11 protein-coding genes are annotated in these 12,219 nt (G+C 41.0%); 6 read left to right on the forward strand and 5 right to left on the reverse strand.

All coding sequences use genetic code 11. From position 1 onward, the window contains the following. Nucleotides 1-22: 22 nt before the first annotated feature. The 6 genes from OC443_RS22825 to OC443_RS22850 all read left to right on the forward strand — a co-directional run bounded on the left by OC443_RS22825 (nt 23) and on the right by OC443_RS22850 (nt 4,575). Entirely contained in the window at nt 23-424 is a 402-nt protein-coding gene (locus OC443_RS22825) for a transposase (RefSeq protein WP_143169327.1), read from the forward strand. Continuing rightward, nucleotides 421-1,500 carry an IS3 family transposase gene (locus OC443_RS22830; protein WP_262021714.1) on the forward strand — a complete coding sequence of 360 codons (1,080 nt, stop codon included), beginning with the start codon at nt 421-423 and terminating at the stop codon, nt 1,498-1,500. The genes OC443_RS22825 and OC443_RS22830 overlap by 4 nt, the downstream gene beginning before the upstream one ends. A gap of 56 nt (nt 1,501-1,556) precedes the next feature. Then, a complete protein-coding gene (locus OC443_RS22835) occupies nt 1,557-2,015 on the forward strand; it encodes a hypothetical protein (RefSeq protein ID WP_390904338.1) in 459 nt (152 codons plus the stop codon). A 70-nt stretch (nt 2,016-2,085) separates the two neighbouring features. Beyond that, complete coding sequence (locus OC443_RS22840) at nt 2,086-2,910, forward strand: inositol monophosphatase family protein (RefSeq protein WP_262021716.1); 825 nt, start codon at nt 2,086-2,088, stop codon at nt 2,908-2,910. A 13-nt stretch (nt 2,911-2,923) separates the two neighbouring features. Further along, nucleotides 2,924-3,559, forward strand: coding sequence for a dual specificity protein phosphatase family protein (locus OC443_RS22845; RefSeq protein WP_262021717.1), 636 nt, complete (start codon nt 2,924-2,926; stop codon nt 3,557-3,559). Next, nucleotides 3,556-4,575 carry a LacI family DNA-binding transcriptional regulator gene (locus OC443_RS22850; protein ID WP_262021718.1) on the forward strand — a complete coding sequence of 340 codons (1,020 nt, stop codon included), beginning with the start codon at nt 3,556-3,558 and terminating at the stop codon, nt 4,573-4,575. The genes OC443_RS22845 and OC443_RS22850 overlap by 4 nt, the downstream gene beginning before the upstream one ends. A 147-nt stretch (nt 4,576-4,722) precedes the next feature. Here OC443_RS22850 and OC443_RS22855 read toward each other — a convergent pair whose 3' ends face one another. The 5 genes from OC443_RS22855 to OC443_RS22875 form a co-directional block, all read right to left on the reverse strand. Further along, complete coding sequence (locus OC443_RS22855; protein ID WP_262021719.1) at nt 4,723-5,169, reverse strand: GNAT family N-acetyltransferase; 447 nt, start codon at nt 5,167-5,169, stop codon at nt 4,723-4,725. A gap of 222 nt (nt 5,170-5,391) precedes the next feature. Further along, entirely contained in the window at nt 5,392-7,440 is a 2,049-nt protein-coding gene (locus OC443_RS22860; RefSeq protein ID WP_262021720.1) for a methyl-accepting chemotaxis protein, read from the reverse strand. Nucleotides 7,441-7,533: 93 nt separating this feature from the next. Further along, nucleotides 7,534-8,721: a mannose-6-phosphate isomerase, class I gene (gene manA, locus OC443_RS22865; RefSeq protein ID WP_262021721.1), complete on the reverse strand. Its 1,188-nt coding sequence runs from the start codon at nt 8,719-8,721 to the stop codon at nt 7,534-7,536. A gap of 66 nt (nt 8,722-8,787) precedes the next feature. Then, a complete protein-coding gene (locus OC443_RS22870; protein ID WP_262021722.1) occupies nt 8,788-10,770 on the reverse strand; it encodes a methyl-accepting chemotaxis protein in 1,983 nt (660 codons plus the stop codon). An 83-nt stretch (nt 10,771-10,853) separates the two neighbouring features. Further along, a complete protein-coding gene (locus OC443_RS22875; RefSeq protein ID WP_262021723.1) occupies nt 10,854-12,152 on the reverse strand; it encodes a carbohydrate porin in 1,299 nt (432 codons plus the stop codon). Nucleotides 12,153-12,219: the final 67 nt, after the last annotated feature.

The raw sequence follows: 12,219 nt of genomic DNA on the forward strand, positions 1-12,219 counted from the left end.
AATCAGGGTGAAAAAGGAGTTCATGATGCCAAAGAACACAACGGTTGAGCCGCAGGTCAGTCCCTCTCCGGAGCTGGAAAAGAAAACCCGCCGTGTCTTTACGACCGAATACAAGCTGTCCATTATACAACAGGCCGATGCCTGTCAACATGGCGAGATTGGTGCCTTACTCCGGCGGGAAAAGCTTTACTCAAATCAGCTTTCACAATGGCGGAAAGAATTCGCTGAGAACGGCATCAAAGGGCTCGAAAAATCAGCCCCCGGTCCTGCGTCAGCAAAAACTCCCGAGCAAAAACGCATTGAGCACTTAGAGAAAGAGAACGCCCGTCTTCGTCATCAGATTGAGGTAAAAGACGGTTGTCTCTCGCTCCAAAAAAAAGCCTTGGCGTTGATAGAAGCGATGGAACAAGAGAACAAATCATGACGCTGGCGCAACATCCCTTACCTGCATTTGTCTCCCAAAGGCTCGCCTGCCAGGTGCTTAACGTCAACCGCAATACATTAAGACGTTATATCCGGGGTGTTCAGTTTTGTGGCCCTTTGCCCCGGATTCACCGCTCCCGGAAACACGCGCGCCAGCCCAGAGCATTAAGCGATACAGAAAGAGAAACAGTGAAATCGGTGATGCTCAGTGAAACTTATTGTAACCAACCGCCGGTGCAGATTTATTATGACCTGTTGCAGCAAGGGCAATATCTGTGCTCAGTCAGCACCATGCACCGGCTCTTACGTGAAGATAATCTTCATGGTGAACGCCGGGCACAGCGGCCAGCGCAGTCTCACATGGTTCCCCGTCTGGTGGCTCAACATCCCAATCAGGTCTGGACCTGGGATATCACCAAATTACCCACTCAAAAGCGGGGAGAATATTTATCACTTTATGTCGTGATGGATTTATTTAGCCGTTACATTGTTGCCTGGATGCTATCGCGCAAGGAAAACAGTGCGTTAGCATCCCAGCTAATGGAAGAAGCAATCACCCGTTATGACCTTGAATCAAGCGGTTTAACCCTTCATCAGGACAGAGGCGCGCCGATGACTGCCCATTGTTATCTGGATTTGTTGTCTGAGCTTGCAGTCACCGTCAGCCACAGTCGTCCGCGGGTCAGTAATGACAACCCATTTAGTGAATCACAATTTAAAACACTCAAATATCAACCAGATTATCCCCGTCGTTTTGAAGATTATGGGCATGCGAATCGTTGGTGTCAGGACTATGTAACATGGTACAACACCTGTCATTATCACAGCCAGTTAGGTGGCTTTACACCGGAGCATGTTTTTACAGGACGATATACAGAGGAGGCAGTGACACGTCAGGCGGGTCTTGATGCCGCTTATGCTGCACACCCGGAGCGTTTTGCTAAAGGTGCCCCCAAAGTCGCGATGCCAGCCAAAGAAGTGAGTATTAATCCGGTACCGGAAGATGCTGATAGTGAAGTGATAGAAAAAGGTGTGAACTTCCCAACCTTATCCAGCGTCACGAGAAATGCAATTTAATTATTTTCCGGGTGGTGCAAAACAGGTTGACATGTTCCGCAGCGACTGCGGAATTTGTGAAACACCTCGCGCAGAACGGGCCATTACTGACCAAGTCCGATGGTGATGCAGCACAGGCCATCGGTGCACCGGATGTGAAAGACAGCTTTGTCGGCTTAATCAGTACTGCCAAATTCCGTGAAAATAAAAACGGAATGAAGCTCGGGATCTGTCATGGCATGCAACCGTTTATCGGCTCGTTATACCCATCACCGGGTGTGATCACGACCAAAACCAACAGCCCCAATGCCTCCAAGCTGTTCATCCACTATCTGATGACCGCAGAAGGGATCAAACTGCAGGGTATTGACGGCAAAATGTCTTCCAACCAGAAAGTCGCATTACCTGCTCAAGAAGCCTCCGGCATTCAGCAGTACCGCAACCAGCTGATGACGTTTAAAACCTCATCGTTAAATTCAGACTGGCAAAACCGTCAGGATTGGATGGATCTGTGGAGCCTTAACTACCAACGCTAATTTGTACCAAGAACTCGTATTTAACCTGCTGCGTAGCCAAGCGTTACGCAGCTTAACAGGACACCTATTTTTGAATCAATTCGAACTAAAAAGCAGAGAAACCACTCTGAAAACCCTTTTACAACAAGCCGGAACCCTTGCGTTGCAACATTATCAGTCTCGCCGTCCGGGTGATTATTCGCTGAAAGGCGCACAGGATTATCTGACCGAAGCCGATACGCTCGTGGAGCAATACATTCGACACAAGCTGCAGGATGCCTTTCCAGACGATGGCATCTTAGGCGAAGAGACTGGCGGCGACACCACCGGGCATTCAAGACTCTGGGTGATCGACCCTATTGATGGCACCGCAAATTTTGCCCGGGGCATCGCTCACTTTTGTGTGGTGATCGCCTTTGTCAAAGACGGCATCACCTTGCTAGGCGGAATTTATAACCCAGTCACAGAAGAACTGTATTTCGCCCGCAAAGACGCTTACGCCGAAAAAAATGGCACACCATTACAGGTTGCAAACACCCCAGACTTGCAGGCCGCTTCTTTTGAGTTTGGCTGGTCCAATCGGGCTCCCCAACAACGTTACCTCGATGCGTATTCCGCCCTGCTGACTTCCGGTGTCAACATTCGGCGCGGAGCATCAGGTGCATTAGCTTTGGCATGGGTAGCAGAAGGTCGTACCGATGGTTATGCCGAACTGCATATGAATGCCTGGGACTGTCTGGCCGGATTGCTACTGGTGGAAGAAGCCGGCGGCCATATTTGCTGTTATCCGGAAACTCACGCGCAGATTCACCAGGGTGGCGCAGTGCTGGCTGCAGCGCCTCAGGTCGCCCATGCCCTGTCTCAGGCAACGAAAATTCAAATTAAATGCGCCGCAGACCACAATCAACAACAATAAACAGGTATCAATAATGTCTACAAATGCCCCTCATTTTCCTCGCCCGCCAATCAGTCTGATCGAGACCGATATTCCCCACTGGGGCGTCGATATTTATATCGGTGGCTCAACCGGAGCGGCCGATGCGCAGCTTCTGCGCGAACATAACATAACCACGGTAATCAACTGCGCGGTCAATCTCGATATCGATTTGGTCGAACAGCTCGATGCACAACACACCCAACCGCTATGTGACTTTGGTGCCGGGCCCGTCCGTTACTACAAAATTGGTTTAATCGACGGACCCGGTAATCCGGAATCTATGGTATTGGCTGGGTATCATTTAATGCGCTCCAGTCTGAGCCAGAAGATACCGGAAAAACCATCATACAAAGTTCGTGAGAAAGGCAACATTCTGGTCAACTGTCGCGGTGGCCGAAGCCGTTCTGTCACCATAGTCGCGGTGTTCCTGCACTTAGAATGGCCGGAGAAATACCCAACCCTCGACTCAGCTATCGCACATATTCGTGACAAGCGTCAATTACATCCGGATGAGTGGTTCGAAACACCAAAACCCATGCTAATAGAACTTGCACACCGCGCGATTAACATGGAAACTTTATTGCGACAAGCCGGTTATGGTCAGGATATTTACGATAAGAACTTATGAGTAATATGAAACAAAAAATGGTTGCCAGTGCAGCAGAAGTGGCACGTTTAGCCGGCGTGTCACGTTCGGCTGTGTCACGCACGTTTACGCCGGGAGCCAGCGTCTCAGAGGAAACTCGCCAGCGCGTATTAGCCGCAGCCAATACCCTCAACTATCACGTTAACCACCTTGCCCGAGGTCTGTCGAATGAACGCAGTCGCCCGGTCTGCCTGCTTGGTGCTAATCTCAATGCGCCCTATCAGGCGCGGCTGCTCGATGCTCTGACTCAAAAACTGCAACAGGCAGGACGAGCTGTGATGGTCATTAATACATCCGGTGTGGAAGCAGATGCCGATGCAGCTCTGCGTCAGACACTCAATTATCGCGCATCAGCCACCATCGTCTTGTCCGGCACACCACAAGCCTCATTAGTGGAAACCTGCGTCAACAGCGGTCAACATGTCATTCTGGTCAACCGGGCCGGACAGTTTGAAGGCGCAGATCATATCTCACTGGATTATTCCAGCACCATGTATGACGCCCTGTACATGCTGAAACAGGCTGGCTGTCAGCGCCTTGCGGTGGTGTCCTCAACCATTCAGTCTCCCAGTTTGTTAGGCAGAGAAAAACTGTTTCTGACTGCAGCAGAAGAAGAAAACATCGAGTGTACGGTCTACCGCTCCGGCCCGACAAGCTATCAGACCGGCGTCGATACTGCGCGACAGATTTTGCCGTCACGCAAACGTCCCGATGGCGTATTCTGCGTCACTGACCTCATTGCCTGTGGTTTTATGGATGCGGCACGACAAGAGTTTAAATTACAAATTCCTGACGACCTGTGTGTGATTGGTTTCGATAACATCGAGCAAGCAGGCTGGCTGAGCTATCAGCTCACTACTTTTGGTCAGCCATTGGAAGATATGACCAATGCCATTGTGGAGCGACTGGAAAAAAATGACAGCAATAAACACACGGGTGAAAAACTTCTGTTTACTGCACCATTAATATGGCGTCAATCAGTACGGTTGGCTGACTAACTGATTTTTATTCTCAAAAAATCAAAACATTAATTTAATAAACAGATGTACAATAGATACCATTCCATTTATACAAGAAAAGCTATAATTTTACATTGTTCATTTAAATACGTATGGTGGTGTTTAACTATAACTAGGGTAAGAATGTTAAGTTCGAACCAAAGACATAGGTACAAACCTAATTCCATTAAATTCAGTTTCTTCTCCTAAAACCTTAAAACCATTATGTCGATAAAAGCCGATAGCATTTATTGATGAACGTAAGTGAATTTCTTTAGCATCTGTTGCATTCAAAAGGAAAGTAAGTAACTGATGACCTAATCCCATTCCTTGAGCAGATTTATCAACAAACAAATACATTAGATAATTACCATCACGCAGTGCAGCAAAGCCAAGTAATTTACCATTAGAAATCGCCTTAATAGTCACATATCTGTCATCATCCAAAGCAGATGCTAAATCAGGTAACACATGTTTTTTATATTCTTTTTGCCCTTGTCCATTAAACAAAGGAAGAACATCAATATCAGATACCTTTGCAACTAAACTCACAACAGCATCTACATCACTAGATCTGGCCACTTGAATTTCCATAATTCCCCTTATTAAATTAATGATCTAAAAATAACGCAATAATTTTCATTCCAATAAAGATTTAGCCAACTAACTCAATTTAGATGTTCTTCATAATTCTTTGATGAACAGACTTTCAACTTGATAACTTTCAATCATTCGATCACGTTCCATTACGCAGAGTTATAACTAATCAAATCAATATATTCAGATACCTCAGTAACCTCAGAATTATTAGTATAACTAAACCTTAAACTGACGAATATTTTCAACTAGCTGAGAATTTATGTTTGCTATGTTATTCATATTTGTACATGTATCATTGGCATGCACTAGAAGTTGAGACGAATCATCTTTGATAGTAAGAATTCGTTTTTCAATATCATTTGAAACAGCTGCTTGTTCTTCTGTAGCAGTAGCTATCATAGTCGACATTTCCATTATATTATCAAGTTCTTTTCGCATAACAGAAAAGGATTGTGCAGTTTTCACTACTAACGAAATACTGTCTTCACCTTCAGTCTTCAAGTATGACATTGTATCACTGGCTATATTCGCACCATCAATAAGTTCCGATATCTGAGTTTGAATTTGTGAAGTGGCATCTTGAGTTCGTTTAGCTAAATTTCTGACTTCATCAGCAACAACAGCAAATCCTCTGCCATATTCACCCGCTCTTGCTGCTTCAATTGCTGCATTTAATGCCAAAAGATTTGTCTGTTCCGCTATACTTTCAATTACATCTAAAATAGAACTAATTTGTGAAGCCTCTGTATTCAACTCTAACACTGTATGCCCAGCTTTTCCCATATCAACTAATAACTTTTCTAATCGTTTTTTACAGCTATCCCACTCACTTTCAGAATCAAGAGAGACTTGATGCGCAACTTGAACACTAGCCGATGTTCTTTGTGCAATACCGGATACTTCTTCTACAGTAACACTCATTTCATGAATAGCGACAGAAATACTATCCGTTGATTGTAACTGTTGATTAGCTAAATCATTTGCTTGCTGCATTTTTTCAGCACATTCATTTACTAAAGAATTTGCTTGAAACATCTGTTTATTAACGATCTTAATTATACTGCTAAAATTTTGTATCAAGTTATTAAATGCTTTCCCTAATATGCTCAGTTCATCATTTCCTTTTTCATTAATACGTAGTTTCATATCTTTTTTTACAGACAGTTCGTCAATAGTGTATACACATTCCCCCAAAGGAAGAGTAATGCTTCGCATAACAATAATTGAAAATAATATCAGCAATATAAATATAGCCACGGTTATGCAAGCGATAAATCTCACTGACTTTTCGGCTTTATTTACTTCATAAGTTCTAACATCTATTAATCTATTCAGAATTAAATCATTTAATTTCTCATATGTATTTAACATCTTTTTAGACAAAGCGGACCAATTACTTTTTTCTGATACTATCAAAGACTTCTTATCAATATCTGAATATGCATTAAATACCTCCCAGTAAACAGAAATAACTTTATTTAGTACTCCTGTATCTAACATAACTTTTTTATAATCGGCTAACACATCTTTCGGAGCTGACTTTACAAAGAGATTTCGATATTCATTTTCCAATGCTCGATAATGCATTAATTGCCCAAACCGATATCCATTCAAAATGTCTGACGAACTTTCTGTGATTTCCTGCCCCAATGTTTTACTGACATTTTGAGCTTCCAACAATAAATAATAGGAATTGGTCAAACCACTTAACACTGCATTTCTTCCGGCATATTTAACTATATTTGAAATACTTCCCACCAAGTAATCTCTCAAACGACCAATATCAACTCCGGTCCAAATAGTATTACCATCAAATTGAGATTTAAACCTATCAGAATGATCCAACTTTTCATCTGCTACCCGACGAATCAATTTTAGCTGACTAATTTTGGTTTTTATATTTAATAAATTATTCCTATCAGTGAAAATTTCTTGTAACAGTTTATCAGAACTCTCCAGAAATAAGTTAAATTGCGCAATTGCACGATCTGTTTCTTTTCGGACATTTATCATATCCAAATGTTCTAGATTCCCAGATTTACTATATATATATTTCTTTGTAGCTACTTGTTCTTCAGATAAAGCAGAAACTAATGGTGAAATTTTTTGAACATATTCAATAGCAACAGATAAATTATGCATAGTTTCTTTCGTATCAAAAGCATTCTTAAGCCAATGCGCTGAATAAAAACTTATTGATATGATTGGAACAAAAATAAGCAGTAAGATCCTGTGCTTAATTGAGATAAGTGATAAGCTGTTCATAGTAAAGACTCCTAAATCACTTTAAAGAAAAGCAAAAGGCCGGGCATCAGTTTAATCCGGCCTAACATAAATTAAATGTCACTATTTCTAGTACTAGGCTATCGAAGCAGAAGCTCTATAAAGCAAAACATCCGACGTTGCATGAATAACATTCACTTCACCAGGACGTTGATAAAACGCACTACCAGCATTTGAGTAGTGTTGCTGACTTCCAAGCATAAGTTCTCCACTCAGAACAAACCAAATACAGGCACCATTTTCATCAGGGGTCGTTAGTGTCTGACCTTTTTCTAAATGATACTCACGAAGTCTGAAATCGTCTGCCGGGACAATGTAGTCAATACCACCATCATTACTTGGTCGACCAGCAACAATCGTTGGTGTAATAGGTTCAAAATCAGTAATCAATAAAAGTTCTTTTATATCAATATGCTTAGAAGTAAGACCACAGCGTACTACATTATCCGAATTCGCCATCAATTCAATATTCTGCCCTTCAAGGTAAGCATGTGGAATACCAGCATTTTGATAAACAACACCACCTTTAGGGACGTACATCAGATTCATAATAAAAATCATGATTAGTCCCGCATCCAACGGCATTTTTTCTCTCTCAATTCTTTGGACTGCTCGCATAAACCAAAAAAGTGACTGAGATTTTGATATTTCATTCTGAAGATATGCAGAGCGATATTGTTCAATCACAGGAACCAACAAACTTTCCAGTTCACTGACAGGAAGTGAAAAAATTGCAGATACAAAATTTTTAATCCCCAGCTCTTGATACATAAGTACTAGTGGTTTCAATGTTTGATATTTATTTAATTCATACACACCTTTCGTAACGTTACGGAAACCGTGTAACAAATAAAAATCAGATAACGCTAACATAAGCTCTGGCTTATGATTGTTATCTTTATAACTACGACAACCAGGATCCACATTCATAACCATTTCACGCGCATATCCTTGTTTGGCTTGCATAATGGTTGGATGGACCTGTATAGACAGAGGTTCCCTTACATCCAATATTTTCAGCAGATATGGTAACCGACATCCAAATTTCTGTACCAATCGTTTACCAAGATGATATTCCGGTGATAACTCAATCCATTTAGTCAACAAAGAACCATCAACTAACGTTGATGATCCCGAATGATGATCTCCAAACCATAATTCAGCAACAGGTCGGTCATTTTCTTCATTGCTGTCTAACAGAGTAGGTAAATAATGATATCCACCCCATTCGTAATTTTTTACAGCACCTTTAATTTCAATCATTCTACTTTTCCCCTAACAAACCTACTCTTTTAGCTATATTGATAAACCTTATCATTACGACGGCAACTAAGTTAAAAATTTGTCCAGTTCAGCTTGCTGCTGTCTGGATAAATTCAAAAGATAAACACTACGATCATTAACGTTTTCTAATGCTTTAGTACTTTCATCCAACCCCATAACAACCGATGTAACAGATGAAGCAATGTGACTGCAGGATTGAAACTGTTCCATTGCAGAACGAGTAACAACTTCGGTTTCCTGAACCAATTCTGAAATGAGTTCATCTATCTGAATAATCGCGACTTTCGTTTTTTCCAGATGTTGCGTATTGTTTTGCATCTGAACTGAGCACTGAGACATTCTCTGAACTGCAGCAAGGCTGGCTAAATTCAGGTTATCTATGAGAGTCTGGATCTTATGGGTTGACTGAGTAGTCTGCTTAGCCAAGTTACTCACTTCATCAGAGACAACAGCAAACCCACGACCATATTCACCAGCTCTGGCAGCTTCAATAGCCGCATTCAGAGCCAATAAGTTAGTCTGGTTCGCTATACCCTCTATCACATCAATAATCTGACTAATGTCATTAGTCCTGTTTTCAACCTCAGCAATCGTATCTGAACTTTCAACAATCAGCTGATCCAACTGTTCATTACCAGATACTGTGTTTTCCACAGAACTCAACGTAGTTTCAACAAGACTGCGAATATTCTGGGTATGCCCTACTGCTTTCTGAATAGCAAACTGAGTATCTTCACTAATCTTTTCTAATTGCTCCGCTGCCGCAGAAATAGAATGCATAGATAATGTTTGCTCATTACCCGATACGCACACTGAATGAATTGCCTGAGAATTGCTTTCACTCTGATTGCGAATATCTGCATTATTGTTTTTAACCTGATTTATCAAACCACGGTTGGTACTCATCACTTTATCAAGCTGTTGGGTCAGCAATACAAATTCGGAACTCCACCCTTTCGTTCGAACCATCTGTGCATAATCACCATCTACCAAATTCTGTAACACCTTCAGTACATAGTTCATCGGTTTCTTGATTTTGTGTGTAAGAACTACTCCAGCAATAATAGCCACGCAAACACACACAATCAGGGTCACCAACTGAATCAGCATAATTGTATGTAGCACATCACTCACATCAACCTGAAGCTTATGATTGTTATCATCAACAAATAAAACCAATTTTTTCAGTTGATTAGAAAGCTGATTGTTATAATCAGTGTATTTTTGTTTTGATAGTTCCAATTCCTGAATTTCTTTCAGTAACCGATTTTGATTTGCACTGATACTGTCAGAAGAAAAAAGGTACTTTTTAAGCATCCCGTTTATATTCTGGTAATCAGGTTCATTATTGAGTGCCGGTAATTCATCTAATATGTAATCTTCGTCATCTTCTATTGATGATTTCAGCATCAATATTTGTTGTTGTATCTTCTGTACTTCCGCAAGTTCTTTCACAAATAGAACTCTATTTGTCATAGCGATTGCGGAATTTCTCTTCTCTAGATACGCTTCGATGTCTTTTCGTAAAAATTCATCGACATTTCGGGTATTTCCCAAAACACGTTTGAGAGTGATATCAGCAGAAACCACAAGATTTTCCATTTCCTGACGTTCATGAATAACTTGCTGCTCCAGAATTAATACAGTTTTTTTGTATGAAACAATTCGCATTAATGATGTATACAAGGAATTAAGCAATTTACTCAAAATCTTTTTATCAAGAATATTGAGCGACTCTGCTAGCTCGATACCTTCTTTTAACGAAGAAAATTTACTCTCCAATAAGACAGCAGATGTATTGAGTTCTTTATCATCTTTCAGGGAGATAACTTCTGACAATTGAAGACCAACCAATTGATTTTTATATTGAATCTTATTGGCGATATCATTAAGAGTCAGCGAACTCTGAATGAGTTGAGTCAGATTTTCTTTTGCAACGCCAGAACGATAAACTATATATGCGTTTGTAAATGAAAAAATGATTAGTACACTAACAAATGCAAGAATTATTTGGGTTACAACTTTCATGACACTCCCTGCATTACAGGAAAAAAGGAGAGAGCGCGAACTCTCTCCAAATAAAGAAAAGTAGATGTAGATAAAAATATGAACTAGAACCATACCTCAGCTTGAATACCAAAATTCAAAGCATCATTATCGCCATCACGTGTATAACCACTGTCTATTTTCGAAGCTGCACCATCATCCCATTTAGCATACGTCACAAATGCTCTAATCTGAGGTCGAGCCCAGAAACCTGTTTCCAGCATTAACGTCGGAGCAATTGTCACTTTATAGAAACCACCATCAGCGCCATCAGCAATATCTTCATTTACATGCTCATAACCAAATTCATACTGCATCGCAAAGTTTTTTGTGATCTGGTTATGAGGACGAACACCAATAGAATAAATATCACGGTCAATACCCGTTGTACCTGTACTATAGGAATCCCATGGGTTGTAATCAGAGTCTTTTTGATAAAATGCAAATGTTGATAGTTCCCAAGAATCATTTAGATTAGCCACACCATCAAAAACAACTCTGGTCGACTTAGCATCTTTAACGTTAGCGTATCCCCAACCATTTTTTCCTAAAGAGTCACCAGCAGCAAGCCCTTCTCCATACTGTACGGTTATGCGTGAATAGCCATTTGTAATGTTATAAAAATCATCGAAATTATACACACCGGTTAAACCAATACCATTAGTTGGTGCATTAGGACGCAACGCACTTTTTTCCATAGTATGAGCAACCAGTTGGAAGTCTAAGCCTGTATCGCCTAATTTTTTAAACCATACGTTTAGAGACAAATCTTCCGGGTAACCTTGAGTAGAGGTATCAGTAGGTGCTGCTTCATTTTCACCATCTGGAGTAAAGGCATAAACACCGACATCCATTTTTGCAAAGCCGACATCGATTTTATCCACACCACCACCAGTGCCATTATATTGAATGTATTCCCAGTCATATTGATGGCTGGAGGTATTAGATGAGCTGTATCGTTTCCCTGCCCAAAAAACACTTTCTGGTGCAAATGCAAAACCACCCATCTCGACATATCCTTCCCGATACTGTATTTCATGATCATCGCCATCAACACAGTTCCAGTCGGAAGTACAGTTAGTTTCATGAGTTAAGTTTGCACGAACTTTCGCCCATGTACCTTCTTCTGTTGTTAACTTAACTGTAGGCAATAATTCAATTTTTGTATTTTGTTCATTACCTAAACGAAATTTACCATAGCTAGTAAACAACCCAAGAGAATTGACCCGAGTGCCATCAGAATTGAGCAGCAGTCCGGATTTAAGGTAACCATGAGCTTCTGCTGTCGTATCAAGAGCGAGTGCAGGGGTAGATGTTACAAATAATCCCAGAATAATACCTTTTGTTAATTTATTTAATTTCATAGTGCTTCTTCTTATCGTTACTGTAAATAGATTGAACATTAAAAATCACTCAAACCCCTTATTAAAT

The organism is Vibrio quintilis (assembly GCF_024529975.1).
Lineage (GTDB): Bacteria > Pseudomonadota > Gammaproteobacteria > Enterobacterales > Vibrionaceae > Vibrio > Vibrio quintilis.

Bases quoted from the DNA above. Each gene is read 5' to 3' on its own strand.
- OC443_RS22850 (WP_262021718.1), top strand. From the start codon at position 3,556: ATGAGTAATATGAAACAAAAAATGGTTGCCAGTGCAGCAGAAGTGGCA.
- OC443_RS22845 (WP_262021717.1), top strand. From the start codon at position 2,924: ATGTCTACAAATGCCCCTCATTTTCCTCGCCCGCCAATCAGTCTGATC.
- OC443_RS22875 (WP_262021723.1), bottom strand. From the start codon at position 12,152: ATGAAATTAAATAAATTAACAAAAGGTATTATTCTGGGATTATTTGTA.
- manA (WP_262021721.1), bottom strand. From the start codon at position 8,721: ATGATTGAAATTAAAGGTGCTGTAAAAAATTACGAATGGGGTGGATAT.
- OC443_RS22830 (WP_262021714.1), top strand. From the start codon at position 421: ATGACGCTGGCGCAACATCCCTTACCTGCATTTGTCTCCCAAAGGCTC.
- OC443_RS22860 (WP_262021720.1), bottom strand. From the start codon at position 7,440: ATGAACAGCTTATCACTTATCTCAATTAAGCACAGGATCTTACTGCTT.
- OC443_RS22855 (WP_262021719.1), bottom strand. From the start codon at position 5,169: ATGGAAATTCAAGTGGCCAGATCTAGTGATGTAGATGCTGTTGTGAGT.
- OC443_RS22870 (WP_262021722.1), bottom strand. From the start codon at position 10,770: ATGAAAGTTGTAACCCAAATAATTCTTGCATTTGTTAGTGTACTAATC.
- OC443_RS22825 (WP_143169327.1), top strand. From the start codon at position 23: ATGATGCCAAAGAACACAACGGTTGAGCCGCAGGTCAGTCCCTCTCCG.